Raw genomic sequence first — 24,251 nt, forward strand, 5'->3', positions numbered from 1 at the left:
CGGACCTAGCTCACGTCGGCGTGCCCAGGTTGACCAACGGCACCAGGTGTCGTGCGGTCTCCCGCGCTTCGGGAAGCCCCACGACGGCCAGCCAGTTGGCCAACATCAGGTAGCCACCCTCGGTGAGCACCGACTCCGGGTGGAACTGCACCCCGAACACCGGCGCAGAGTCGTGCCGCAGCCCCATGATCGCGCCGTTCTCGGTGCGTGAGGTGACAATGAGCCTCTGCGGCACGGTGGCATCCACCACGGCGAGGGAGTGATATCGGGTGGCGCGGAACGGCTGCGGCACACCGTGATAGAAGTCACTCTCATCGTGCGTGACCAGCGAGGTCTTGCCGTGCATGATTTCCGGGGCGTTGGTCACCGTCGCGCCGAGCGCTTCGGCAATCGCCTGATGCCCCAGGCAGACTCCGAGCAGCGGAGTTCCGCTGGCCAACGCGGCGTGCACAAGCGGGATTGAAACACCGGCTGCGGCCGGGGTGCCGGGTCCTGGCGACAGCAGTACGCCGTCGTACTCGGCAAGCCGATCAGTGGCCTCCTCGGCGGTGAAAGCGTCGTTGCGCAGCACGGTCGTCTCTGCGCCCAGCTGCAGCAGGTACCCGTTCAGCGTGTAGACGAAACTGTCATAGTTGTCGATGACGAGGACCCGGGTCATGGCTCCACCGTGACGTCGTTGACGTTGACGAACGTGTTCAGCCACGGGAAGACCCATTCGACCAGCACGGCCAGCACGATCGCAAGCAATACCAGCAGTTCCAGGATGCGCACCCACACCGGTCCGGGCAGGATGCGCCACAATGCTCCGTACATTCTCTAGCTTCCTTTCAGAACAAGTGCGGCGATCTCGGCTGGCGGGCCGGCCGACAGCGGCTGCCATGAGTCGAAGACGCTGTACGCCACGATGCGTTCGGCCGCCGAAAGCTTGGGGTTGCAGCTGGTCATCGTCAAGAGCCGGCCGGTGGTGGCTGCCGTCTTCGATTGCGGAACGGGGTTCTTCACTCCGACGCCGTTCGGATAGACGTACTCGGTGTTGCGGTAAACGTAGGTGTAATAGCCCTGTTCGGTCTGCACGTAGATCCGGTCACCGACGCGGAGAGTCGCGATCGAGTTGAACGGGGCACCGTGCGTGGTGCGGTGTGCGGCCACGGCAAAGTTGCCGATCTGCCCAGGCATCTGGGTGCCCGGGTAGTGGCCGATGCCGTTCTTATTGAGGACCTTTACCGTACCCACTCCTTCGGCGATGGACCTGGCGTAGTCGGGTCCGAATCGCGGAATATACATGATGGCGAACTTGGTAGCCTCCGTCGGCTCGGTGGCCACGACAGGTTCTCCGTACGACACCGGCTGCGTCGGCGGGGCATCCGGTGGCGTCGGGGCAGCCGGGAGATCCGCCACCCAGCTGTGTGCGAGTTCCGCCGCCGAGGCGTTCTGCTGCCCACCGACGATGACGTCATTGAGCCAAAGCTGCCAGCCGAGGAAGAGAAGGACCAGAACTCCCGCCGTCACCAGCAGTTCGCCCAACACCCCAATGAGGCTGAGCCGGGGCCGTTCGTGCCGGCGGCGCGACGGTCGCAGCTCATCGCTCATGTGGTCGATTCTAGGCGCTGGAACCGGCGGTTACTGCCCCGCGCCCGGAGCCCCAGGGCGGTTTCCGATAGAATCGGCAAATGGCCACATCGAAGACGAATGCTGCGCGCCCGGAAGACCACCACTCCGGGAATAACGTCCCCAACCCCGTGTGGTTCAAGCCGATCATGTTCGGGCTGATGCTGCTCGGATTGGCCTGGATCATCGTGTTCTACGTCAGCCAAGGTACCTTGCCCGTTCAACAGCTGGATCAGTGGAACATTCTCGTCGGGTTCGGCATCCTCTTCGTCGGATTCCTGATGACCACACGCTGGCGCTGACCCTCGGCAATTACACCGCTGTAACTATCCCCACTGTGGACAGGCCTGTGGATAACTTCTAGCCGAACAGCCGAGCGGGCAGCCAGGCGACCCCGGCAACGGTGAGCAGCACGAGCCCCACCAGAACGCCGATGAGCAGCAGTACCTGGCGGTTCTGCTGGCGGGGCTGCCGGGTCTTCACCAGCACGAGGGCAACCAGACCGCCGACGAGAAGGCCGCCGACGTGGGCTTGCCAGGCGATTCCGGGGATGATGAACCCGGCGACCAGGTTCAACCCGATCACCACCATCAGCTGAACGCTATTGCCGCCGAGGCGACGCTGGATCACGAAGAACGCCCCGAGCAGCCCGAAGATCGCTCCGGAGGCACCGAGCACCGCGATGCCGGGGGCAATCAGCAGCACCCCTACCGAGCCGCCCAGGCCGCTCAGGAGGTAGAGGGCGAGGTAGCGCCACCGGCCGAGCGCGCGCTCCAGGATCTGGCCGAAGATGAGCAGGGAGTACATGTTGAGGGCGATGTGCAGGATCGATCCGTGCAGGAACAGCGTCGTGATCATCCGCCACGGCTCGAATTGGGTCCACGGCGGGAAGTAGAGGAAATCCTGCGTCACGCTGCCGTTCGACGGCCCGCCGGTGAGATATTGCGCTAAGAAGACGAGCCCGCAAAGCGCGATGACGCCGTAGGTCACCACCGGCGAGTCTGTGCGTGTGCCGCGACGCACGGCCGTGAGGATAGCGGGTTTGCGCTTCGGCGCACTTTGCCTAGCCTCGTTCACGCACTCGGGGCAGTGCACCCCCACCGCGGCCTGAGTCTGGCACTGCGGGCAGATGGTCCTGCCGCAGCGTTGGCAGAGCACGAAGCTTTGACGATCCGGATGACGATAGCAGAAGTTCGCGGGATCGCTCGACGCGTCACTCACGCGGCGTGCACCTGGAATATCGGCATTCCCACTCCCGCTGTCGCGGCCTTGGCTCAGACTTCCTCGACGGTGACGCTTTGGATGACGACATCCTCCAGCGGACGGTCCCGGCCATCCTTCTTGACGTTCTCGATTTCCTTGACCACCGCCTGGGATTCCGGGTCTTCGACCAGGCCGAAGATGGTGTGCTTGCCCTGTAGCCAGGTGGTGGGAACGGTTGTGATGAAGAATTGCGAGCCGTTGGTGCCGTGTCCGGCCTGCTTGCCGGCGTTGGCCATGGCGAGCACGTACGGCTTGGTGAAGTCGAGTTCGGGGTGGATCTCGTCGTCGAACTGGTAGCCGGGACCGCCGGTGCCCTGTCCCAGCGGGTCACCGCCCTGGATCATGAAGTCGTCGATGATGCGGTGGAAGATGACGCCGTCGTACAGTTTGTCCTTGGAGACCTTGCCTGTGGTGGGGTGGGTCCACTCGATCGTTCCGGTGGCGAGCCCGACGAAGTTCGCGACTGTCTTCGGCGCGTGGTTCCCGAGAAGGTTGACCTTGATGTCGCCGTGATTGGTGTGCAGGGTGGCTACGTGAGTGTGGAGAGACATGGGTTTATTGTTTCACACGCCGTGTGCGGTATCAGCGTTCACACAGGCAGTACGGGTTTGCTGCCGGTAGGCAGTGCGAGGATAGTTGTGGTTTCGAGCAACACTTTGAGGGAGGTTTCTGATGGGAATGTCACGGAAGCGCCGGCGCGGACTGAAGCGGCTCAGGGGAAGCGCCTCCGACCTCTGGGAGGACCAGCGCGACGTGCTGGATCGCGCCACCAAAGTGCTGGGTGAAGCCCGGCGTCAGTTGGTCAGCGTTGGTCGCGAGGAAGTCGTCCCGCGGATGAAAGACACCGCGGTTAACCGCGTACTGCCGAGCGTTGCCACGGGCATCGTGACCACCAAACGGGCCGCGCGCAGTGCCAAAGAGAGGTTTTCCGACGAAATCATCCCGGCGGTGACCGGTGCGTTCGGGTCGGCGTTGACTATGGCTGAGCTGGCGAAGGACTCTAGGGTGCGCGAAGCGCTCGATCGCGTGACCAGGCGTAAGGCGCTGCCTCCGGAGAAGTCCTCAGGCCCCGGTCGTTTCATCCTGATGAGCGTCGGAGTGGTCGCCCTCGCCGGCGTCGCCTATGCGGCATGGCAGACGCTGCGTTCGGATGATGACCTCTGGGTGGGCGATGAGGCCGACGGGTTCGACGAGCCGCACCCGGTTCCGGCCCTCTAGCGATCACCGCCCTCTGGCGACCACGGACCTCTGGCGACCACGGACCGTGGAGTCTAGGGGAATCGAACCCCTAACCTCCGCCTTGCAAAGGCGGCGCTCTGCCAATTGAGCTAAGACCCCGGGAAACCGAGTCCCCCGCGCACCATGGGGATCCGGCACACCGGTGGGGATACCAGGACTTGAACCTGGGACCTCTTCGTTATCAGCGAAGCGCTCTAACCGCCTGAGCTATATCCCCATAAGGGCAGATTCGAGGTTATCGCATCCGCCGCTATTTCTTGTAATCGTTAGTTATTGGTGAAGCCCACCAGGACCCCGCCGGTGATCCGCACCGTGAAGTTGTACAGCACCGCCACCAACGCGCCGAGCACCGTGCCGACGACCACGTTGAGCAGCGCCACAATCGAGGTGAACAGCATCACCTTGACCAGCGAAAAGCTGCTCATCACGTCGAACCCGGGTTCATCGAGAATGCTCTGCAGGAGCGAGTTGATCTTGTCGAAAATACTCGTCGAGTCCAAGAACATCCACACCAGGAACGTCGCCACGATCATGACGATTCCCAGGCACACCGTGACCAGGAACGCGAGTTTCACGACCGACCAGAAGTCGATGTACACCAGCTTGAGGCGCACCTGCTTGGTTTGCACAGCGCGTTGCGACTTGCGCTGAAGCTTCTCGGCGACGCTACTCATCACTGGTTTCGTTCATTTCGGCTTCGTCCTTTTCCGGGGTGATCGGCTCGCCCTCGGTCTCGGGTTCCCCAGTCGGCTCCAATTCGGCGTCGGCGATCTCCTCGCCGTCGTCCTCTGAAACATCCTGGCTGTCCAGGTCGCGTTCGCTGTTCTTCGCTACGGCGATGATCTTGTCGTCGTCCTCGAACCTGGCGAACACGACACCCATGGTGTCGCGACCCTTGGCCGGAACTTCGGCCACCGCAGAGCGTACCACCTTGCCGCTGGCAAGAACCACAAGGACCTCGTCGTCGTCCTCGACCATCAGTGCACCGGCGAGGTCGCCCCGCGCTTCCTGGAGTTTCGCAACCTTGATGCCCAGTCCGCCACGATTCTGCACACGATACTGGTCGATGGAAGTGCGCTTGGCGTACCCGCCGTCGGTGACGACGAACACATATCCAGTGGACTCGCTGTCGCCGTCCGACGGGACGACTGAGGCATCCAGTAGCTGGTCGTCGTCCCTGAAGTGCATGCCGATCACACCGGACGTCGCGCGGCCCATCGGGCGCAGGGCCTCGTCGGATGCGGTAAATCGGATCGACATCCCCTTGCGCGAGACCAACAGTACGTCCGAGTCCTCCTCCACCAGCATTGCGGACACCAGTTCGTCGTCGTCGCGCAGGTTGATGGCGATGATGCCGCCGGAACGGTTCGTGTCGTACTCGCTGAGCAGAGTTTTCTTGACCAGCCCGCCCTTGGTGGCCAGTACCAGGTAGCTGGCCGCCTCGTAGTCGCGGATCGCCAGGATCTGCGCGATCTCCTCGCCCGGCTGCAGCGGCAGCAGGTTCGCGATGTGCTGGCCCTTGGCGTCCCGGCCGGCCTCCTGCACCTCGTAGGTCTTTACCCGGTACACCCGGCCGGTGTTGGTGAACACGAGCAGCCAGTGGTGCGTGGTGGTCACAAAGAAGTGTTCGACCACGTCGTCGGCCCGCAGCTGCGCACCACGAACGCCCTTGCCCCCGCGGTGCTGGCTGCGGTACTTGTCGCTGCGGGTGCGCTTCAGGTAGCCGTCACGGGTGACTGTGACCACCATCTCCTCCTCGGGGATGAGGTCTTCCACATTCATGTCGCCGTCGAAACCGAACATGATCTCGGTGCGACGGTCGTCGCCGTATTTGTCGATGATCTCGGTGAGTTCGGTGCTCACGATGTCTCGCTGTCGCTCAGGCTTCGCGAGGATGTCGATGTATTCGGCGATCATCCGCTCCAGTTCGGCGGCCTGGTCCTGGATTTTCTGGCGTTCCAGTGCGGCGAGTCGGCGCAGCTGCAGGTTGAGGATGGCGCTGGCTTGCAACTCGTCGACATCCAGCAACCCCATGAGGCCTTCGCGGGCCTCGTCGACGGTCGGTGAGCGGCGGATCAGGGCGATGACCTCATCCAGGGCGTCCAGTGCCTTGAGGTAGCCACGGAGGATGTGCGCGTCCGCCTCGGCCTTGCGCAGCCGGAAGGCGGTGCGCCGCACAATGACGTCGATCTGGTGGTCGACCCAGGCCGTGATGAAGCCGTCAATGGCGAGCGTGCGGGGAACACCGTCGACGATGGCGAGCATGTTCGCGCCAAAGTTCTCCTGGAGCTGGGTGTGCTTGTAGAGGTTGTTGAGCACCACCTTCGCCACCGCGTCGCGCTTGAGCACAATGACCAGCCGCTGGCCGGTGCGCCCCGAGGTCTCGTCACGGATGTCCGCGATCCCGGAGATTCGGCCTTCCTTGACCAACTCGGCGATTTTCAGCGCGAGGTTGTCCGGGTTCACCTGGTAGGGCAGTTCGGTGACAACGAGGCAGGTGCGTCCCTGCAGCTCCTCCACGTTGATCACGGCGCGCATCGTGATAGAACCGCGGCCGGTGCGGTAGGCGTCCTGGATGCCCTTCAGGCCAAGGATGCGCGCGCCGGTGGGGAAGTCCGGGCCTTTGATGCGATGGATGAGCGCCTCGACGAGCTCTTCCTGCGTTGCTTCTGGGTTCGCGAGGTACCAGAGTGCGCCCTCGCCCACCTCACGCAGGTTGTGCGGTGGGATATTGGTGGCCATGCCAACGGCGATACCGACGGAACCGTTGACCAGCAGGTTCGGGAACCGGCTGGGCAGCACGAACGGTTCCTGCGTGCGGCCGTCGTAGTTGTCCCCGAAGTCGACCGTCTCCTCGTCGATGTCCCTGACCATCTCCAGGGCCAGCGGCGCCATTTTCGTCTCGGTGTACCGCGGCGCCGCAGCACCGTCGTTGCCTGGCGAACCGAAGTTGCCCTGTCCCAGCGCCAGTGGGTAACGCAGGCTCCAGGGCTGTACCAGGCGCACCAGTGCGTCGTAGATAGAGGCGTCGCCGTGCGGGTGGAATTGTCCCATCACCTCGCCGACCACGCGGGCACTCTTGGAGAACGCCTTGTCCGGGCGGTATCCGCCGTCGAACATCGCGTAAATCACCCGGCGGTGCACGGGCTTCAATCCGTCGCGGACCTCGGGTAGTGCCCGGCCGACGATCACACTCATCGCGTAGTCCAGGTAGGAACGCTGCATCTCCAGCTGGAGGTCTACCTGGTCGATCTTGTCGTGCGCGGTGTTAATCTCCGGCCCGGCGATGTGGTCGGCAGGAGCCTGCGTGTTGTCTGTTTCGTCAGCCATGAATTCTCTGTTCTTCGGGTGTACCGGTGATCGAGTCTGTCAAGATGGTCGCGGTCGTCGCGACTGTCCAGCCTGTCGAGACCACCGCGGTTATCAAATGTCCAGGAAGCGGACGTCTTTGGCATTGCGCTGAATGAAGCTGCGGCGCGAGTCGACGTCCTCTCCCATCAGAGTGGAGAAGATCTCGTCCGCCGCGGCCGCGTCGTCCAAGGTCACCTGGAGCAGCGTGCGGGTCTGCGGGTTCATGGTGGTCTCCCACAACTCCTTGTAATCCATCTCGCCCAGACCCTTATAACGCTGGATGCCGTTGTCCTTCGGAATACGTTTTCCGGCCGCGAGCCCGGCCTCGAGCAGCGCGTCCCGCTCGCGATCCGAGTAAACGTACTCGTGCGGTGAATTGCTCCACTTGAGCCGGAACAGCGGTGGTTGCGCCAAGTAGACGTAGCCGAGGTCAATCAGCGGTCGCATGTAACGGAACAACAGTGTGAGCAACAGGGTGGTGATGTGCTGGCCGTCCACATCGGCATCGGCCATCAGCACGATCTTGTGATACCGGGCCTTGTCGGAGTCGAACTCTTCGCCGATTCCGGCGCCGAACGCGGTGATCATCGCCTGCACCTCGGCGTTGCCGAGTGCGCGGTCCAGCCGGGCCTTCTCCACGTTGAGGATCTTGCCGCGCAACGGCAGGATGGCCTGCGTCTCCGGGTTGCGACCCTGCACTGCGGAGCCGCCGGCGGAGTCACCCTCGACGATGAAGATCTCCGAGATGCTCGCGTCGTTGCTTGAGCAGTCACGCAGCTTTCCCGGCATGCTGTTGGATTCCAGCAGCCCCTTACGGCGGGTCTGTTCACGCGCCTTGCGGGCGGCCATCCGCGCGGCCGACGCCTGCAGCGCTTTCCGGATGATATCGCGGGCCTGCGGAGGGTTGCGGTCGAACCAGTCGGTCAATTGGTCGCCGGTGATCCGCTGCACAAAGGACTTGGCCTCGGTGTTGCCCAGTTTCGTCTTCGTCTGGCCTTCGAACTGCGGCTCGGCAAGTTTTACCGAAATGACCGCGGTCAGGCCCTCGCGCACGTCGTCGCCGGTGAGGTTGTCATCCTTGTCCTTGAGGATGCCTTTTTCTCGCGCGTACTTGTTGACGAGTGTGGTCAACGCCGCACGGAATCCCTCTTCGTGGGTGCCGCCCTCGTGCGTGTTGATGGTGTTCGCGTAGGTATGCACGCTTTCCTGGTACGAGTTCGTCCATTGCATGGCGACCTCGACCGAAATCTTGCGGTCGGTGTCTTCTGCCTCGAAGGAGATGATCTCCGGATGCACCACCTCGATCTTTTTGGCGGAGTTCAGATACTCGACGTAGTCGACCAGTCCCTTCTCATAGAGGTAGACGACCTCGACCGGCTCGGCGGCGCCATCCAGCCCGCGCTCATCGGTCAGCGAGATGGTGAGGCCCTTGTTGAGGAACGCCATCTGCTGGAACCGGGCTCGCAGCGTCTCATAGTCGAACTGGGTGGTCTCGAAGGTGTCCGCGCTCGGCCAAAATGTGATGACGGTGCCGGTACCAGAGTCGGCCTCATCCTTCGACAGCGGAGCTTGTGGAACTCCATGCCGGTAGGACTGCCGCCAGGTGAATCCGTTGCGTCGCACCTCGACGTCCAGCTGACTGGAAAGCGCATTGACTACCGAGAGACCGACGCCGTGCAGGCCACCGGACACCGTGTATCCGCCACCGCCAAACTTACCGCCGGCGTGCAGGATGGTCAGCACCACCTCGACGGTCGATTTGTTCTCGTGCTTGTTGAGCCCAACCGGGATGCCGCGGCCGTTGTCGCAGACCTGGATGCCACCGTTACGGAGCATCACTATCGAAATGGTGTCGCAGTATCCCGCCAGAGCCTCGTCAACGGAGTTGTCGACCACCTCGTACACCAGGTGGTGCAATCCGCGCGGGCCGGTAGAGCCGATGTACATGCCTGGCCGCTTACGGACCGCCTCAAGCCCTTCCAAGATTTGAATCTGGTCTGCGCCATAAGAGGGGCTGGTGTTGTTGTCTGCGGGCGACTGCGCGGTAAGTGACATAAAAAGGCTGGCTCCTGCCGGGGTAGATCATCTGTCGTTCCTGGCCCGGCTTCTGGATGCAGTAGCTGCCTCGGCGACGGTTCCAGTCTATCAAACGCCCTGTGTCAGGAAGCCGAAATCGGCCGTCTGGGGACTTCGTTTCTCGCGACCCACCTATTTTGTCCAGTCATCCGTAAGTATCGCGTGGACCGCGCCCTGGAATTGATCTGGGACCTCTTTTCCACGAGGGGACGTTGGGTCCCACAAATCGCACTTGAGTAATCCCTGCATCAGGGTATCGGGTGCTGATTTGGCCCAGGACGACGCTGCGCATCAGTCGCAGTTGGGTCGCCCACGCTGTGGAATCGCACCGAACGCTCAAAATGCCGTCCTCGATCCCCACCGGGGTGGAATGTTCGGCTGTTTCAGCTCCGGCCAGTTCAGCCCAAGATGCCAGCAGCTCGGATTTTGCCAGCGGTGAATTCCAGCCGAGCTGCGCGGTGAGCGCATCAACCACCGAGGACAGCGACTGTGGGTCCCGCCCGGTGCTGAACGGTACGCTGGCCCCTGGTTTTTTCCTGGACCGCTTGCGGGCGTCGCTAGACCTCGACGCGCCATCGCCGAACACCCGCCGAAATCTCAGATAGACCAGTCTCGGCTCCGACTCCGTGCCGGGTGTGTCGTGGTTGTCCTCGTTCATCGCATCCGCTCCAGCTGCTCGGGGGCGTCGACGATGGTGCCCGCGACGACGTGCACGGTGTTCCCGGTCAATTCTCGGGGCACCTCGTCGAACACTGCGGCAGTGATGAGCACCTGGGTGAAACCGGTCACCGCCTCGGCCAGCCGGGATCGCCGGTGTTCGTCCAATTCGGCGAAAACATCGTCCAGAATCAGTACCGGGTCACCGAGCGACGATTCACGTCGCAACAACACGGCGGAAGCAAGTTTGAGGGACAGCGCGAAAGACCAGGATTCGCCGTGACTGGCATAGCCCCTGGCCGGCAAGTCATTCAGGCCGAGAATCAGATCATCGCGATGCGGACCCACGAGGGTGACTCCGCGTTCGAGTTCGTTGCGGCGCACCGTGGCCAACTGCTGACGAAACGCGGCCTCGATGTCGCTATCGGCACTCGTGTTGGATGCCTGCGAGGCGGTGTGGATCCCTGGCTCCATCCCATCGTCACCGGCTTCCGAACCACCACCGAAGATACTGAGTGAGCTGGTCAGGTGTGCGTGGTGGTCAGCGCCGGCGACTGAAAGGTACGCAGCCTGCACTTCGGGAAGCAGTGCGGCCACCAGCTGGGCACGAGCCGCGATAATTTGAGTTCCGAGAACGATCAGGCGCTCATCCCAGATGTCCAGGGTGGACAGTTGCGCTCCCTTCGCACCGCTCGCCCTGGCCGATTTCAGGAGGGAGTTGCGTTGCCGGAGCACACGATCGTAGTCGGCGAATACGCCGGAAAATCGAGGGGAACGCAGCATCAGGAGCTCGTCGAGGAAGCGGCGCCTTCCCGAGGGTTCACCTCGGATCAGGGCGAGGTCTTCCGGGGCGAACAACACACTGGAGAAGTATCGAGGAAGTTCACGCACCTTGATCGGAGACCGATTGATCTGCGCCCGGTTGGCTGAGGACCGGTTGAGTTGCACTTCCACGAGCACCTGTCGTTCGACGTGCCGTAGTTGTACTCGCACGACGGCAGAATCCCTGCCTTGCCGAATCATGGCGTGGTCGCTGGAGACCCGATGCGAACCGAGCGTGCTCAGGTAGCCGAGCGCCTCGACGAGGTTGGTCTTGCCCTGCCCATTGCTGCCGACGACGAGATTCGCCCCTTCGGTGAATCCGACGTCCGCGGTGGCGTAATTTCGAAAATCGGTAAGACTCAACCGATCGACGATCATGGCAACGTGCTTTCTGCGACCGAAGCGATCAGTCCGCCTTCTTGACCGCGTGTCCGCCGAATTGTGCGCGAAGAGCCGCGACGGCCTTCATGGCCGGTGATCCCTCTTCTTGGCGCGAGACGAACCTGGCAAAGATCGACGCGGCGATCGTCGGCACGGGGACCGCGTGAGAGATGGCTTCTTCGATGGTCCAGCGTCCCTCGCCGGAGTCTTCGACGTATCCCTCGATGTCGTCGAACTCGGGATCCTGCTCTAAAGCCCGTACCAAGAGTTCCAGGAGCCAAGATCTCACGACGGTTCCTCGTTGCCAGGCTTTGAAGGTTCCGGTGACGTCCTTGATCAGGTCGGACCGGGCATCGAGAAGTTCGTATCCCTCGGCAAACGCTTCCATGAGCGCATATTCGATGCCGTTGTGCACCATCTTCGCATAGTGGCCGGCACCGATTTCTCCGACGTGGACGAACCCCTCGTCACGCGGACCCTCTGGCCTAAGCGCGTCAAAGATCGGCAGCGCCCGCTGCACGTCGTCTGCGGCACCACCAACCATTAAGCCGTAGCCATTCTTCAGCCCCCAGACACCGCCTGACACCCCCGCATCGACGTAGTGCACGCCGACCTTCGCCAGTAATTCCGAGTGAGTGAAGTCATCGGTAAACCGCGAATTCCCGCCGTCGATCACCAAGTCGCCAGGCTGGAGAATCGTCGCGAGCTCTGCCATCACGGAATGTGTGATCGCGCCGGCGGGCACCATCACCCACACCATCCGGGGAGTGGGTAATGCCGCGACCAATTCCTGCAGACTTTCGGTATCGGAAACCTCTGGGTTTCGGTCGTAACCGGTCACCACGATGCCATGATCGCGAAGGCGCGTGCGCATATTGCTACCCATACGACCCAGACCGACGATTCCTAGGGACACAGTGTCGTTCGACATGTTTGTACTTCTTCTTTCAGGCCTTTTCAGCGCAGTAGAAGGTTGGGTTGGAGAAGGTATTTGTAATTGTCCGCGCCGGGCTGGTCCTTCGACGATTGGCTCGTGATCAGTACAGGCCCGGGCTTGTTCGGATTCTCGGTCTTGGTGAACGAGATCCGCACGAACTCGGAATGCACCGCGGACAATCCATCCAGTAAGAACTGCGGCTTGAGCGAAACCACGGTGTCCCCGCCGCTCAAATGTGCGTCGATGGTCTCGGATGCCTGGGCCTGTTCCGACCCGATCGCCTCTAGTACCAGATCGTCCAGGCTGAAGCTGAAGCGCAGCGCCGCTTCACGCTCAAGCACGAGCGACACCCGGCGTACCGCCTCGATGAGCTCGGCGGTGTTCATCACTGCGTAATTATCCACTGACTCGGGGAAGAGGCGCTTTACCGGGGGGAAGTTTCCCTTGATCAGCAGCGAGGTGACCTTTTTCTTGTCGGCACTGAACGAGATGAGTTCACGTTCGTCACCGCGCGCGACGGTCACCGAGATCGTGGCGCTATGCCCAAACGTCTTACCCACTTCTTGTAGCGTGCGCGCTGGCACCAGAGCGCTGACAGTTTCCGCCGATTCATCCGAGTCCCAATCAACATCGCGCACTGCGACGCGATATCGGTCCGTAGCGATGAGACTCAAGTTTCCTTGAGAGATTTCCAACTGCACGCCCGTGATCACCGGCGTCACGTCGTCGCGCGACGCCGCAACCGCCACTTGAGCGACCGCTGTCGCAAACTCTTCTCCAGGGAGAAGGCCCGAGCTCCCCGACACCGTGGGCAGGGTCGGGTATTCCTCGACAGGCATGCTGAGCAGCGTGAAGTGAGCGGAGCCGCACACGACTGAGATCTTGGTGTCTTCGGTGGCAAACTGCACGGGTGCAGCCGGCAGCCGGCTGGCGATATCGGCCAGCAGGCGCCCAGACACGAGGATACGACCGGGTTCCTCCACGTCCGCAACAATCGTCGTCTGTGCCGACACTTCGTAGTCGAAGGCCGAGAGCGTAAGACCGGTGTCTGAGGTTTCGATCAGCACACCGCTCAGGATGGGCAGGGTAGTGCGCTGAGGAAGAAGCTTCACCGCAAACGAAACCGCCTCGCTGAAGACGTCACGATTGACCTGGAACCTCATGGCTCACCCCTTGTCAAGGAAATTGTTGTGTGGGGCTTAATACTGGCACAGGCCACGCAAGCCCTTTCCCAAAGGTTATTTCCGGGAAGCTCATTGGATTTAAAGAGTTAATCGTAGTAACCGCTGTGGGAACTGTGGATAACCTCCCGTCTGTCAACCATCGTCGGAGAACTACAACGGTGTGAGATGTGCATCAGCTGTGGGCGTTGTCGTGGGATGACCGTTGTCATTCCGAGGGGAAGCGTCACTCATTCCACAGGAGCAGCATCCGATTTCACAAGCATTCCGCTTAAATCCGGCCGTTGTCCACAAGTTCTCCACAGGCTGTGAATTGGTGATGCGTCAAGTTCTTCTGGTTTTGTCAGCTCTTGTTGTAGCGGTGGTTTTGCTTGATTCGGCTTGTCAGCTCGGTGACCTGGTTGTAAATGGAGCGACGTTCCTTCATGAGTTCGCTGATCTTCTTATTGGCGTACATCACCGTGGTGTGGTCGCGGTTTCCAAAGAGTTGTCCGATCTTTGGCAGTGACAAATTGGTCAATTCGCGGCACAGGTACATGGCGATCTGGCGGGCGGTGGCGATGGCCTGCGAGCGCGACGATCCGTAGAGGTCGTCCACCGTCAGTTTGAAGTACTCGGCGGTGTGATTAATGATGTCCACCGGAGCAATAACGTTGTCCTCGTCCAGTGTGATGAGGTCTTTGAGCACGGTTTGTACCAGGCTCAGATCCACCTGGGTGCGATTGAGACTTGCAAAGGCCGTGACCCTGATGAGTGTTCCTTCGAGTTCCCGGATGTTTGAGGAAACCTTGGAAGCCATGTACTCGAGGATGTCGTATGGAACCTGCAACTTCTCGCTTTGCGCCTTCTTGCGCAAAATTGCGATGCGGGTTTCTAGATCGGGCGCTTGGACGTCGGTGATCAGCCCCCACTCGAACCGTGACCTCATCCTGTCTTCGAAGCCGGTCAAGTGTTTCGGAGGCAGATCGCTGGTGATGACAACTTGCTTGTTGTGATCGTGCAGGGTGTTGAACGTGTGGAAGAACGCTTCCTGAGTGCTGTCCTTGCCTTGCAGGAACTGAATGTCGTCAATGAGTAACACGTCGATGTCGCGGTAACGGGACTGGAAAACCGATGCTCTGTTGTTGGCGATCGAGTTGATGAAGTCGTTGGTGAATTCTTCCGAGCTGACGTACCGTACCCTGATGCCCGGGTAGAGGCTCTCGGCGTAATGTCCGATCGCGTGTAGTAGGTGCGTCTTGCCGAGGCCGGAGTCGCCGTAGATGAACAGAGGGTTGTAGGCCTTGGCCGGGGCTTCGGCGACGGCCACCGCAGCGGCGTGTGCGAAGCGGTTCGATCCGCCGATGACGAAATTATCGAAGTTGTACTTCGGATTGAGGCGTGAATCCGAACGACGCCCAGAGTCCATCGGTGCGACAGGCTGCTCGATGTACGGCTGCTCTACCGGCTCGGGCACTCGGCGGAGAAAGTCTTGTGCAATCTCCGGGTTCACGACGATGGCGAAATTCGTCGCCGGATGTTCGTCGCCCAGAGCCGAGATCGCGTTTAAGAGCGGTAATCGGATTCGCTGCTCCAACATTCCTCTGGTCAGGTCGTTGGGTACCTCGAGGTAGAGAGTGCCGGCCATGACACCCTTAGGCTCAACCAGGCTTAGAAATCCCTGCAATTGCGGGGTGATCCGATCATCGGCGACCAGAGTGGACAGCACAGATTGCCACAGTTCTTGTGTCGAATCGATTCCGTCGACCATGATGCCTCTCGAAAATGTGGTTGCAGGGTTACTCACAGGGTTATCCACCGACTGTGCGGTCACCCCACCTTAGTTTGTGAAGCGGACGCGCGAAATATCTTGTTTGTCCAACTGGGGATAAGCTAGAAGACGCATCCGCTGAGATTTGACGCCGGCTCGCAAAGCCCGTATTTTTAGTCAGTTGACTTGGCCCCGCGGGCTACCATTACTTTTCTGGGCTTCAGTGCTGGCCCCGTAGAGTTCCAACACTGTGGAGAACTAACAATGAGCAAACGTACTTTCCAACCGAACAACCGTCGCCGTGCCAAGGTGCACGGGTTCAGGTTGCGCATGCGCACCCGCGCCGGCCGCAGCATTCTCGCCGCCCGCCGTCACAAGGGCCGCGTCAAGCTGTCCGCGTAGCACCGATCCCCACGCCGGCGGTGCTCGCGAGAACCCACCGCGTTATCCGCGCCGAAGAATATCGAGGTACGGTTCGACGCGGTAGGAGGATCACTTCTTCACACTTTGTCGTATACCTGCGCAAGCGTGCTGATGACGCGCCGGTGCGGTTCGGGTTCATCGTTTCCAAGACAGTCGGGAACGCGGTGACGCGCAACCGGGTTCGTCGACGCCTCAAGGCGGCGTGTTTCAGGCTGTTGGCAGACCTGGCTCCCGGAAACGACATCGTGGTACGGGCTCTCCCGGGAGCGGCTCAGGCGGACTGGGCTACCCTTCTGCATGAAGTTCGGACCGCCCTCGAGCGTGGACTTGCCATGACGACAGAACTACCCGCGTCGGAAGGGAAGGCATGATGATGCGAGCACTCACGTTTCTTCTGCTCCTCCCCCGCAATCTTTGCGTGGTGATCCTGCGCGCCTACCGCGCGGTTGTCTCACCCCTTTATGGCGATGTGTGTCGCTACTATCCGTCCTGTTCGGCATATGCACTTGGCGCCATTCAGCGATACGGCGTGTTTGGGGGTGTCTGGCGCGGTTCGCTACGAATCGCCCGATGTCACCCCTGGGCAATCGGCGGTGTAGACGATGTCCCCGAACGCCGGATCGAGAAATACCGAATCACCCGCTTTGGTTTTGTCACCGCTGCTGTCGGACCAGCAATCTCGCCCTCGCACGACTTTCACCTCTCGCACGGCCATGGAAAGGGCTAACCGACACGCATGGACATTTTCGCATTTTTTGACACCCTTCTATGGCCGATCAAGTGGGCGATCGAGGTCATACTGGTGGCCTTCCACACCGTCTTCGAAGCGGTGGGCATGGATCCGGACTCCGGTCTCACCTGGGTGTTGTCCATTGTGGGGTTGACCCTTGTCGTGCGTGCCGCGTTGATTCCCATCTTTGTGAAGCAGATCAAGAGCCAGCGCAAGATGCTCGAAGTCGCACCAGAGTTGAAAAAGATTCAAGATAAGTACAAGGGCAAGAAAGACCAGTTCTCTCGTGAAGCGATGTCGCGCGAGACGATGGCGATGTACAAGAAGAATGGCACGAACCCATTGAGTTCGTGTCTGCCCCTTCTGTTGCAGATGCCCGTGTTCTTCGGGCTCTTTACGGTCCTTCGCAACGCGCAGATGGACAAGCCTGGTGTGGGGTTGCTGAATCCGGATCTGGCACGGTCCTTCGGCGACTCCGAGTTGTTTGGGGCTCCTCTGCGGCTGGCCATCAGCACGGCTAGCGAGGCCACCGCGCCCAATGGCCAGATGCTTGTCATCATCATCGCGTCCATCATGGTGGTGCTGATGAGCGCTTCCCAGTTCATCACACAGCTGCAGATCATGTCGAAGAACCAGTCAGCGGCTGCGAAGGAAAGCCCCATGTTCAAGCAGCAGAAGATGCTGCTCTATGTACTCCCCCTGGTTTTCGCGTTCTCCGGTTTCACCTTCCCCCTCGGCGTCATGTTCTACTGGCTGGTGTCGAACTTTTGGACCATGGGGCAGCAGTTTTTGGTCATCCGCAACATGCCGACTCCCGGGAGCGAAGCGGAACTCGCCCGAGAAGCGCGGCTGGCCAAGAAGCGGCAACGGAGGGGTTTCACGGTGGTCGAGGACGGCCAGCCCGACACCGTCGTGGAGCCGCCTCGGAATCCGCAGCGTAAGCAGCCCGTGAATCCCAAAAACCGGAAGAAGAAGCGCTAGTGGCGACACCGGTGGACCGACCATTTTCGAGAGAGGAACGCACAGTGACCGATGAGAGCACCGTGACCCAGCAAGATGCACCGGCCGACGCGGACGCGGTACCGGTAGGGGGAAGCACTTCGAGCGACCTCGATAACGAGGGCGACGTCGCCGCCGACTACATTGAAGAACTCCTTGACATCGTTGATCTCGACGGAGACATTGACATCGAAGCACGCGATGGCCGGGTGTATCTCTCCGTGGGGTCCGCAGCGGAAGGTGACCTGCGCCTTCTCGCCAAGCCGGAAACAGTGAACGCCCTCCAGGAACTCACGAGGATCGCGGTGCAGACCAAGACGGGTACCTACTCGCGGTTGATTCTCGACATCGGCGGATCGCGTGCTGCTCGGCAGGCGGAACTCGCGTTGCTAGTGGACCGGGCAATTACCCGGCTCGAGGCCGGCGCACAGTCCGCGTCACTGCCGCCGATGTCGTCGTACGAGCGCAAACTCGTGCATGACATCGTTGCCTCGCGCGGCTACGTGTCCCAGTCTGAGGACGAGGGTCGCGAGCGTCACACGGTGATCACCGCCAGCTAGTATCCGGGGCGAACGCCATCCAGTGTTTCACGTGAAACATTCCGGCTCGCCTTCCCTCTCCGGTGGTCGAGTTTGTCGAGAGTGGCACTACTCTCCGGGTGCAGTGGTCTAGGCCGTCGAGACCCTTGCAGTGGTGCGTCGTGATTTCGACAGGCTCAATCACCGCTGTGGCGGGTCTTCCCCGGTGGTCGAGCTTGTCGACGGCGGTACCGCCGTTTCTGGTTCCGGTGGTCGAGCCTGTCGAGACCCGGTTCGCTCCCCCGGTGGTCGAGCACGTCGAGACCGTGTAGTGGTGAGCCGAGATTTCGACAGGCTCAATCACCGGTGTGCCCGGTCTCCCCCGGTGGTCGAGCTTGTCGAGACCCCTGTAGTGGTCTGTGGTGATTTCGACAGGCTGAATCACCGGTGTTGTCAGGCACGAGTGATTAAGGCATTCGGTGTTCGCGCCTTGGTGAGAGGTGCTCGCACGGGCTGGGAGAATAGATCGGTACGTCAAGAAAGGAACCCGTGTCACTTGATGAGCTAGAGGCAGAGCCGGCGGTTGTGTCATCACTTTTCGGATCCCAGGTCGATACCGCGCGGATCTTTGCAAAGGATTTGGCTCTGAAGGGCGAAGAACTCGGACTTATAGGCCCGCTGGAAGCTAAACGGCTCTGGACGCGCCACATTGTGAACTCGGTGCTCCTGGCGCCGTTGCTGCGTCCCGGCCTAGTCGGAGACGTCGGCAGCGGAGCGGGACTCCCCGGTCTGGTACTTGCTATCGCACGGCCGGACGTGAGCTTCGTTCTCATCGAGCCAATGGAACGGCGGGTCAGCTGGCTACAGGACGAGAGCGTGCGGCTCGGCTTGGACAATGTGACAGTCTTGCGGGCACGGGCGGAGGATGCGCAGTTGAAACACCCCTTGGACCAAGTAACGGCACGGGCCGTGAGCGCACTGTCCAAGTTGATCCCAATCTGCGTGCCGCTGGTTCGGTCGGGTGGAGAGTTACTGTTCCTCAAGGGCAATTCGGTCGACGCCGAGGTCTCCGCGGCGGGCAAGGTAATCAAGCGTCAGCGATTATCAGAAGTCGAGGTGTTGATTCTCGGTAACGGCATGGCGACCGAAGTGACGAGGGTCTTCCGGGCTAAAGTTGATTGACCCGCGACCAAGGACCCGAAAGCCGGTGAACGCTGAATGAGCAGACGTGACTCGTCGCAACCCAGTCGGTGGTCGCGAGTGTTTCACGTGAAACATTCCGACGCGATCGAAGCGAGTGACAACACCGAAGCCACCGAATACCCCGAAGGTGTTCAAGAAACGGCAGACCTTGGACTAACGGACGCAGCAGGGGATTCTCTTGACTCCGCCGCTACGTCTGAGACCGAAGCGGTCACTGTGTCGGCCCCGGTCGTTGTCGCCGAGCGACTCGAGGGGGAGACGGAGTCGCTGGAGAGCCCCGAAGCCGCAGTGAACACTGAGCTGGAGGTAGGTGAATCCGCACAAAGCGAAGTGGACTCAGACGACGCGCTGGCCGAGCCGTCCAGCCCAGATGCCGACTTCGCCGCAGAGGCGGAGAGCGTCCCTCCCGCAGAGGCCGAACTCCTTGCGGCTTTGGATCTCGACGTTGAACCCGTCAGCACGAAAGCCGGGCATAGCGACGACGAGTCGACACCACTCGCACGTGAACTGACCGAAATCACGCGTCGGCGCCGTGCGCTGGCCTCCCAACAGCTACCACTTCCGGCCACTACCAGGATCTTCACCGTCGCCAACCAAAAAGGGGGCGTGGGAAAGACAACCTCCACGGTCAACCTCGCGGCCGCCCTGGCCCGCCAGGGGGCCAGGGTCTTGGTCATCGACCTCGACCCACAAGGCAACGCGTCCACGGCGCTCGGGGTCGAGCACCGGTCGGAGACCGTGAGCGTCTACGACGTCATCATCAACGACGACCCGATGGCTAGCGCAGTACAGAAGAGCCCGGAATTCGACGCGCTATTCTGCTTGCCCGCCACGATTCATCTGGCCGGCGCAGAAATCGAACTCGTTTCTCTGGTCGCGAGGGAGCAGCGCCTCCACACCGCGCTGGAGACCTTCCTTGCCGAGAGCGCGCAGCCGTTCCACTACGTCTTCATTGACTGCCCGCCGTCACTCGGGCTGCTCACGATCAACGCGTTCGTTGCTGCCAATGAAGTACTGATCCCGATTCAGTGCGAGTACTACGCCCTCGAGGGTCTCAGCCAACTGCTCAACAACATTCAACTGATCGAACGGCACCTCAACCCGAAACTCGCGGTCTCCACGATCCTGCTCACGATGTTCGATTCACGTACCAATCTCGCCAATCAGGTGGCCCAAGAGGTGCGGGATCACTTTCCCGATCAGGTGCTGTCCACACTGATCCCGCGTTCGGTGCGGATTTCTGAAGCGCCGAGCTACGGTCAAAGCGTCATCAGCTATGACGGCAACTCGTCCGGATCGCTTTCCTATCTCGAAGCAGCGGCTGAAATCGCTAGACGTGGAGTTCCTCAATAATGGCAGCACAGAAACGCACCGGGCTCGGCAGGGGCATCGGAGCGCTCATTCCCACCGACGACAGCGACGCCGAACGACCGGTAGACGTGTTCTTTCCGAGCAAGGCGGGGGAGGAGCGCTTGGTGTCCGTGCCGGGGGCCCGCCTAGCCGACCTCTCCCCGTTGGACATCGTTCCCAATGCTGCCCAGCCGCGCACCAACTTCGACCAGGAAGACCTGGACGAACTCGTGGCCTCGATTCGCGAAGTCGGGGTTCTGCAGCCCATCGTGGTCCGACCGATTTCCGGCGCCGGCCGCGAGGAGCCACGATTCGAGCTGATCATGGGGGAGCGCCGCCTGCGCGCGAGCAAGCAACTCGGTCTCGCCACCATTCCGGCGATCATCAAGAACACAGCTGATGAAGCAATGTTGCGCGACGCGCTGCTGGAGAACCTGCATCGTGCCGACCTGAATCCACTTGAGGAAGCCTCAGCATATCAGCAGCTGTTGGCGGATTTCGGAATCACCCAAGAGGAACTCGCGACGAAGATCGGCAGGTCTCGGCCACAGATCAGCAACACGTTGCGCCTGCTTCGGTTGCCGGCAGGGGTGCAGGCACGAGTCGCCGCAGGCGTGTTGAGCGCCGGGCATGCCCGCGCCATCCTTTCTACTGGCGATGATGATTCGATGGAACGACTGGCTGACAAGATCGTGAACGAGGATCTGTCCGTGCGGGCCGCCGAGGCGGCCGCCAGCCGCGGCCTGAAGCCGGCGAAGGCCACCAAGCCAGCCCCAGGCAGGCGCCAGGGCCAACTCGATGAGATTGCGACCCGACTGGGTGACCGACTGGACACCAGAGTGAAAGTGACGCTGGGGTCCAGCAAGGGCGCCATCGTCATCGATTTCGCCACGGTGGGAGATCTCAACCGTATTCTCGCCGAGCTGGGTGAGCCAGGATTCGCCTGACGGCCCGAACTGCGGCCCGCCTCGCCGCCGGGCGCTGAGCTAAGCGAGATTCGGTGGTGGACCGTCCAGGGTGAGCCCGGACGACACAAGTTCGATCGGCCCTGTGCGAGCAAGGAGTTCACTTTCGGCTGAGATGACTCTGCTGAGCCGCCGGACGCCTTCGCGGATGAAATCGGGAGTCGGGTAGCAGAACGACAGGCGAAGGTCTCGGTGGCCGTTGCCGTCGGAATAGAACGCCGTTCCCGGGGTGTAGGCCACCAATTCGCTGACCGCCCGCGGCAGCATCGCTTTGGAGTCGAGCCCTTCCGGCAGGGTGAGCCAGACGTAGAACCCGCCGCCGGGGACGGTCCAGGTGAGGTCCGGAAGGAACTCCTGCAGCGCACCCAGCAAGGCATCGCGACGGGTGCGATAGACGCCGCGGAAGGTGTCGATCTGCCCTTGCCAGTCGGCCGTAGAGAGGTACTCGTTAATGATCAACTGGGTGAACGAGCTCGGGCACAACACCGCGGCCTCATTCTCCAAAATGAGCTTGTCCCGAATCCAGTGCGGGGCTAAGGCCCAACCGACTCGGAACCCGGGCGCTAGGGTCTTCGAAAAGGTACCCAAGTAGACGACACCGTCCTGGGAGAGCGAACGCATTGCCGCCGGGGGAGGCGAGTCGAAGTACAACAACCCATATGGATTGTCTTCAAGAACGAGGATGTCGTTGGCCTTGGCGATCTCCAGTACCTCGGCGCGGCGTTGCTGGCTGAGGGTAACGCCGGCCGGATTATTGAACGTCGGCACCGTGTAGAGAAACTTGATGCGTTTGCCGACAGCCCTTGCGCGGGCGATGTGCTCGCGCAGCGCATCAGGGATGAGGCCGTGTTCATCCATCGGCACGTGTTGCACCTCGGCCTCGAAAGAGCGGAAGACCACCAGCGCGGTGACGTAGCTGGGCCCCTCCGCGAGTACCAGGTCACCCGGATCGAGGAACAGCTTGGACACGAGCTCGAGGGCGTTCTGCGATCCGGTCGTGACGACTACGTCTTCGGCGTTCGCTTGAATGCCCTCAAGGGCCATCACCTCGACGATGTGCTCCCGGAGTTCGGGAACTCCTTGACCGGAGCCGTATTGCAACGCCTGGGCGCCCCGTTCGCGGATCACATTGTCCATGGCGCCGGCCACCAGTTCGGTGGGCAGCGCTGAGACGAACGGCATGCCGCCAGCCAATGACACAACTTCAGGCCGCGAAGCCACCGCGAACAATGCACGCACTTCCGAGGCGTTCAGTCCGGCGGTACGAGCGGCATACGCGTGCTGCCAGGGGTCGAGGTCATTCTGTGTCGTCATACAATCCCGATTCACTCCGAGCCGCTGCAGGCTCTCGGCCCCGCGGCTTCCGAATTTAAGAATACGGGTACAGACGCCACTCGGCCGTCTCCCAAAGGGGACGGCCGAGCCGGTCGTGCAGGGGCGCGGTATCGACTAACGCAAGAACTCTGCGAGGTCGGACTCCAGTGCCGGCTTCGGCTTCGCGCCGATGACCGTCTTTACCACCTCGCCACCGCGGTACACCTTCATCGCGGGGATGGAGGTGATCTGGTACTTTGCCGCCGTTTGCGGGTTTTCGTCGACGTTGAGCTTCATGATGGTGAGCTTGTCGGCGTTCTCGGCGCCGATTTGGTCGAGGATCGGGCCAACGGCGCGACACGGGCCGCACCATTCCGCCCAGAAGTCCACCAAGACTGTCTTGTCGGAGCTCAGCACCTGGTCGGCAAAGGTCGCATCGGTGACGTTGATGGCGTTGAACATTTTTTCTCTCTTTCTTTCGAAGGGTGCCTCGGGCCGAAGACTCAGGCGGGAACAGCTTGGGATTCGGGTACCGGCACCGCCTGAGCAATCAGCTGCTTCGGCAACGACGCCAGGTAGTGCTCGGCGTCGAGAGCAGCGACGGTTCCGGAGCCGGCTGCGGTCACGGCTTGTCGATACACCGGGTCGATGACGTCTCCGGCGGCGAAAACACCACTCAGATTGGTCCGCGATGTGCGCCCGTCGACCTTGATGGAGCCGTCCGGCGCGAGATCAAGCTGGCCATGGATCAGGTGCGTTCGCGGATCGGAACCAATCGCGATGAACAGACCACTCAGATCCAGAGTGGATTCCTCACCGGTCACGCTATTGCGCAGACCCACCCCGGTCATCAACTCGTCGCCGTAGACACGCTCCACGGTGGTATTCCACAAAAACTCGATCTTCGGGTCGGCTAAGGCCCGTTCCTGCATCACCTTGGACGCTCTCAGTGTGCCGCCCCGGTAGATCACGTACACCTTGTCGGCGAAGCGAGTGAGGAAAGTCGCCTCTTCCATTGCCGAGTCACCGCCGCCGACGACGGCGATCGTCTTCTGTCGGAAGAAGAACCCATCGCAGGTGGCACACCACGAGACGCCATGGCCGCTGAGCTTGTCCTCGCCTTCGATGCCCAGCTTGCGGTAAGCCGATCCGGTCGCGTAAATGACCGCGAGGGCCTCTTCCACAACGCCCGACCCTAAGGTGACCTTCTTGACTTCCCCAGCAAGATCCACGTTCACGGCATCGTCGAACACGATCTCGGTACCGAAGCGCTCGGCCTGTGCCTGGAAGTGGGCCATCAGCTCGGGACCTTGGATACCGTCCGGGAAGCCCGGATAGTTTTCGATTTCGGTGGTCTTCATGAGCTCGCCGCCGGCTTCCACCGAACTGGCGATGAGTAGAGGCGCAAGATTCGCGCGTGCGGCGTAGATGGCGGCGGTGTATCCCGCGGGACCCGAACCGATGATGATTACTTGGCGCAACTG

General features: G+C 61.4%; 26 protein-coding genes and 2 tRNA genes. 10 read left to right on the forward strand and 18 right to left on the reverse strand.

The annotated features are described in order from the left end of the window. Positions 1 to 10 precede the first annotated feature (10 nt). From ABFX56_RS08535 to ABFX56_RS08545, 3 genes are read right to left on the reverse strand one after another with little or no spacing between them, the layout of a single operon-like run. The gene (locus ABFX56_RS08535; RefSeq protein WP_346232827.1) at positions 11 to 658 is read right to left on the reverse strand and encodes an anthranilate synthase component II; all 648 of its coding nucleotides are present in this window, start codon (positions 656 to 658) and stop codon (positions 11 to 13) included. Next, positions 655 to 813, reverse strand: a complete 159-nt coding sequence (locus ABFX56_RS08540) for a hypothetical protein (protein WP_346232828.1) — start codon at positions 811 to 813, stop codon at positions 655 to 657. Before ABFX56_RS08540 ends, ABFX56_RS08535 begins: the two co-directional genes overlap by 4 nt. Before the next feature lie 3 nt (positions 814 to 816). Next, positions 817 to 1,590: a class E sortase gene (locus ABFX56_RS08545; RefSeq protein ID WP_346232829.1), complete on the reverse strand. Its 774-nt coding sequence runs from the start codon at positions 1,588 to 1,590 to the stop codon at positions 817 to 819. An 80-nt stretch (positions 1,591 to 1,670) separates the two neighbouring features. Between ABFX56_RS08545 and ABFX56_RS08550 the strand changes: the two genes are divergently transcribed. After that, positions 1,671 to 1,910, forward strand: a complete 240-nt coding sequence (locus tag ABFX56_RS08550) for a cell division protein CrgA (protein WP_346232830.1) — start codon at positions 1,671 to 1,673, stop codon at positions 1,908 to 1,910. Between the two features lie 58 nt (positions 1,911 to 1,968). On the opposite strand, the gene ABFX56_RS08555 is transcribed toward ABFX56_RS08550, so the two are convergent. Next, complete coding sequence (locus ABFX56_RS08555; protein WP_346232831.1) at positions 1,969 to 2,631, reverse strand: rhomboid family intramembrane serine protease; 663 nt, start codon at positions 2,629 to 2,631, stop codon at positions 1,969 to 1,971. A 251-nt stretch (positions 2,632 to 2,882) separates the two neighbouring features. After that, positions 2,883 to 3,422: a peptidylprolyl isomerase gene (locus ABFX56_RS08560; RefSeq protein ID WP_346232832.1), complete on the reverse strand. Its 540-nt coding sequence runs from the start codon at positions 3,420 to 3,422 to the stop codon at positions 2,883 to 2,885. A 121-nt stretch (positions 3,423 to 3,543) separates the two neighbouring features. Between ABFX56_RS08560 and ABFX56_RS08565 the strand changes: the two genes are divergently transcribed. Then, entirely contained in the window at positions 3,544 to 4,089 is a 546-nt protein-coding gene (locus tag ABFX56_RS08565) for a DNA helicase (RefSeq protein ID WP_346232833.1), read from the forward strand. A gap of 47 nt (positions 4,090 to 4,136) precedes the next feature. Here the strand turns inward: ABFX56_RS08565 and ABFX56_RS08570 are convergent. The 10 genes from ABFX56_RS08570 to dnaA all read right to left on the reverse strand — a co-directional run bounded on the left by ABFX56_RS08570 (position 4,137) and on the right by dnaA (position 15,265). Beyond that, positions 4,137 to 4,209, reverse strand: a tRNA-Ala gene (locus tag ABFX56_RS08570). Between the two features lie 44 nt (positions 4,210 to 4,253). Then, positions 4,254 to 4,327 (reverse strand) — tRNA-Ile (locus tag ABFX56_RS08575). A 49-nt stretch (positions 4,328 to 4,376) separates the two neighbouring features. Beyond that, the gene (locus tag ABFX56_RS08580) at positions 4,377 to 4,784 is read right to left on the reverse strand and encodes a DUF3566 domain-containing protein (protein WP_346232834.1); all 408 of its coding nucleotides are present in this window, start codon (positions 4,782 to 4,784) and stop codon (positions 4,377 to 4,379) included. Then, entirely contained in the window at positions 4,777 to 7,440 is a 2,664-nt protein-coding gene (gene gyrA / locus ABFX56_RS08585) for a DNA gyrase subunit A (protein ID WP_346232835.1), read from the reverse strand. The genes ABFX56_RS08580 and gyrA overlap by 8 nt, the downstream gene beginning before the upstream one ends. 93 nt (positions 7,441 to 7,533) lie before the next feature. After that, positions 7,534 to 9,516: a DNA topoisomerase (ATP-hydrolyzing) subunit B gene (gene gyrB / locus ABFX56_RS08590; RefSeq protein ID WP_346232836.1), complete on the reverse strand. Its 1,983-nt coding sequence runs from the start codon at positions 9,514 to 9,516 to the stop codon at positions 7,534 to 7,536. A gap of 166 nt (positions 9,517 to 9,682) precedes the next feature. Beyond that, positions 9,683 to 10,195, reverse strand: coding sequence for a DciA family protein (locus tag ABFX56_RS08595; protein ID WP_346232837.1), 513 nt, complete (start codon positions 10,193 to 10,195; stop codon positions 9,683 to 9,685). Next, positions 10,192 to 11,394, reverse strand: coding sequence for a DNA replication/repair protein RecF (recF, locus tag ABFX56_RS08600; RefSeq protein ID WP_346232838.1), 1,203 nt, complete (start codon positions 11,392 to 11,394; stop codon positions 10,192 to 10,194). The genes ABFX56_RS08595 and recF overlap by 4 nt, the downstream gene beginning before the upstream one ends. Before the next feature lie 28 nt (positions 11,395 to 11,422). Next, positions 11,423 to 12,313, reverse strand: coding sequence for a phosphogluconate dehydrogenase (NAD(+)-dependent, decarboxylating) (gnd, locus tag ABFX56_RS08605; RefSeq protein WP_346233175.1), 891 nt, complete (start codon positions 12,311 to 12,313; stop codon positions 11,423 to 11,425). A gap of 41 nt (positions 12,314 to 12,354) precedes the next feature. After that, positions 12,355 to 13,497 (reverse strand): DNA polymerase III subunit beta, encoded by a 1,143-nt coding sequence (gene dnaN, locus ABFX56_RS08610; RefSeq protein ID WP_346232839.1) that lies wholly within the window; start codon positions 13,495 to 13,497, stop codon positions 12,355 to 12,357. A gap of 361 nt (positions 13,498 to 13,858) precedes the next feature. Continuing rightward, the gene (dnaA, locus tag ABFX56_RS08615; RefSeq protein ID WP_346233176.1) at positions 13,859 to 15,265 is read right to left on the reverse strand and encodes a chromosomal replication initiator protein DnaA; all 1,407 of its coding nucleotides are present in this window, start codon (positions 15,263 to 15,265) and stop codon (positions 13,859 to 13,861) included. Between the two features lie 264 nt (positions 15,266 to 15,529). On the opposite strand from dnaA, the gene rpmH reads away from it, so the two are divergent. From rpmH to ABFX56_RS08655, 8 genes are all read left to right on the forward strand, one after another. Beyond that, positions 15,530 to 15,667 (forward strand): 50S ribosomal protein L34, encoded by a 138-nt coding sequence (rpmH, locus tag ABFX56_RS08620; RefSeq protein WP_346232840.1) that lies wholly within the window; start codon positions 15,530 to 15,532, stop codon positions 15,665 to 15,667. Between the two features lie 20 nt (positions 15,668 to 15,687). After that, positions 15,688 to 16,059, forward strand: a complete 372-nt coding sequence (gene rnpA, locus ABFX56_RS08625; protein ID WP_346232841.1) for a ribonuclease P protein component — start codon at positions 15,688 to 15,690, stop codon at positions 16,057 to 16,059. Then, complete coding sequence (gene yidD, locus ABFX56_RS08630; protein WP_346232842.1) at positions 16,056 to 16,415, forward strand: membrane protein insertion efficiency factor YidD; 360 nt, start codon at positions 16,056 to 16,058, stop codon at positions 16,413 to 16,415. Before rnpA ends, yidD begins: the two co-directional genes overlap by 4 nt. A 9-nt stretch (positions 16,416 to 16,424) precedes the next feature. Next, positions 16,425 to 17,399, forward strand: a complete 975-nt coding sequence (gene yidC / locus ABFX56_RS08635; RefSeq protein WP_346232843.1) for a membrane protein insertase YidC — start codon at positions 16,425 to 16,427, stop codon at positions 17,397 to 17,399. A gap of 62 nt (positions 17,400 to 17,461) precedes the next feature. After that, positions 17,462 to 17,977, forward strand: coding sequence for a Jag family protein (locus ABFX56_RS08640; RefSeq protein ID WP_346233177.1), 516 nt, complete (start codon positions 17,462 to 17,464; stop codon positions 17,975 to 17,977). A gap of 507 nt (positions 17,978 to 18,484) precedes the next feature. Then, positions 18,485 to 19,117: a 16S rRNA (guanine(527)-N(7))-methyltransferase RsmG gene (gene rsmG, locus ABFX56_RS08645; RefSeq protein ID WP_346232844.1), complete on the forward strand. Its 633-nt coding sequence runs from the start codon at positions 18,485 to 18,487 to the stop codon at positions 19,115 to 19,117. A gap of 528 nt (positions 19,118 to 19,645) precedes the next feature. Next, positions 19,646 to 20,491 (forward strand): ParA family protein, encoded by an 846-nt coding sequence (locus ABFX56_RS08650; protein WP_346233178.1) that lies wholly within the window; start codon positions 19,646 to 19,648, stop codon positions 20,489 to 20,491. Beyond that, positions 20,491 to 21,435: a ParB/RepB/Spo0J family partition protein gene (locus ABFX56_RS08655; protein ID WP_346232845.1), complete on the forward strand. Its 945-nt coding sequence runs from the start codon at positions 20,491 to 20,493 to the stop codon at positions 21,433 to 21,435. The genes ABFX56_RS08650 and ABFX56_RS08655 overlap by 1 nt, the downstream gene beginning before the upstream one ends. Positions 21,436 to 21,474: 39 nt before the next feature. On the opposite strand, the gene ABFX56_RS08660 is transcribed toward ABFX56_RS08655, so the two are convergent. The 3 genes from ABFX56_RS08660 to trxB form a co-directional block, all read right to left on the reverse strand. Further along, positions 21,475 to 22,767 (reverse strand): aminotransferase-like domain-containing protein, encoded by a 1,293-nt coding sequence (locus ABFX56_RS08660; RefSeq protein WP_346232846.1) that lies wholly within the window; start codon positions 22,765 to 22,767, stop codon positions 21,475 to 21,477. A gap of 135 nt (positions 22,768 to 22,902) precedes the next feature. Continuing rightward, positions 22,903 to 23,229, reverse strand: a complete 327-nt coding sequence (gene trxA / locus ABFX56_RS08665) for a thioredoxin (RefSeq protein WP_346232847.1) — start codon at positions 23,227 to 23,229, stop codon at positions 22,903 to 22,905. A 41-nt stretch (positions 23,230 to 23,270) separates the two neighbouring features. Continuing rightward, positions 23,271 to 24,248, reverse strand: a complete 978-nt coding sequence (gene trxB / locus ABFX56_RS08670; RefSeq protein ID WP_346232848.1) for a thioredoxin-disulfide reductase — start codon at positions 24,246 to 24,248, stop codon at positions 23,271 to 23,273. Positions 24,249 to 24,251: the final 3 nt, after the last annotated feature.

The organism is Parafrigoribacterium mesophilum (genome assembly GCF_039652555.1).
Taxonomy (GTDB): Bacteria; Actinomycetota; Actinomycetes; order Actinomycetales; family Microbacteriaceae; genus Parafrigoribacterium; species Parafrigoribacterium mesophilum.

Bases quoted from the DNA above. Each gene is read 5' to 3' on its own strand.
- rpmH (WP_346232840.1), top strand. From the start codon at position 15,530: ATGAGCAAACGTACTTTCCAACCGAACAACCGTCGCCGTGCCAAGGTG.
- ABFX56_RS08550 (WP_346232830.1), top strand. From the start codon at position 1,671: ATGGCCACATCGAAGACGAATGCTGCGCGCCCGGAAGACCACCACTCC.
- ABFX56_RS08535 (WP_346232827.1), bottom strand. From the start codon at position 658: ATGACCCGGGTCCTCGTCATCGACAACTATGACAGTTTCGTCTACACG.
- ABFX56_RS08595 (WP_346232837.1), bottom strand. From the start codon at position 10,195: ATGAACGAGGACAACCACGACACACCCGGCACGGAGTCGGAGCCGAGA.
- ABFX56_RS08540 (WP_346232828.1), bottom strand. From the start codon at position 813: ATGTACGGAGCATTGTGGCGCATCCTGCCCGGACCGGTGTGGGTGCGC.
- ABFX56_RS08565 (WP_346232833.1), top strand. From the start codon at position 3,544: ATGGGAATGTCACGGAAGCGCCGGCGCGGACTGAAGCGGCTCAGGGGA.
- yidD (WP_346232842.1), top strand. From the start codon at position 16,056: ATGATGATGCGAGCACTCACGTTTCTTCTGCTCCTCCCCCGCAATCTT.
- dnaN (WP_346232839.1), bottom strand. From the start codon at position 13,497: ATGAGGTTCCAGGTCAATCGTGACGTCTTCAGCGAGGCGGTTTCGTTT.
- trxA (WP_346232847.1), bottom strand. From the start codon at position 23,229: ATGTTCAACGCCATCAACGTCACCGATGCGACCTTTGCCGACCAGGTG.
- ABFX56_RS08580 (WP_346232834.1), bottom strand. From the start codon at position 4,784: ATGAGTAGCGTCGCCGAGAAGCTTCAGCGCAAGTCGCAACGCGCTGTG.
- ABFX56_RS08545 (WP_346232829.1), bottom strand. From the start codon at position 1,590: ATGAGCGATGAGCTGCGACCGTCGCGCCGCCGGCACGAACGGCCCCGG.
- gyrB (WP_346232836.1), bottom strand. From the start codon at position 9,516: ATGTCACTTACCGCGCAGTCGCCCGCAGACAACAACACCAGCCCCTCT.
- ABFX56_RS08560 (WP_346232832.1), bottom strand. From the start codon at position 3,422: ATGTCTCTCCACACTCACGTAGCCACCCTGCACACCAATCACGGCGAC.
- recF (WP_346232838.1), bottom strand. From the start codon at position 11,394: ATGATCGTCGATCGGTTGAGTCTTACCGATTTTCGAAATTACGCCACC.
- yidC (WP_346232843.1), top strand. From the start codon at position 16,425: ATGGACATTTTCGCATTTTTTGACACCCTTCTATGGCCGATCAAGTGG.
- gyrA (WP_346232835.1), bottom strand. From the start codon at position 7,440: ATGGCTGACGAAACAGACAACACGCAGGCTCCTGCCGACCACATCGCC.
- ABFX56_RS08660 (WP_346232846.1), bottom strand. From the start codon at position 22,767: ATGACGACACAGAATGACCTCGACCCCTGGCAGCACGCGTATGCCGCT.
- ABFX56_RS08655 (WP_346232845.1), top strand. From the start codon at position 20,491: ATGGCAGCACAGAAACGCACCGGGCTCGGCAGGGGCATCGGAGCGCTC.
- dnaA (WP_346233176.1), bottom strand. From the start codon at position 15,265: ATGGTCGACGGAATCGATTCGACACAAGAACTGTGGCAATCTGTGCTG.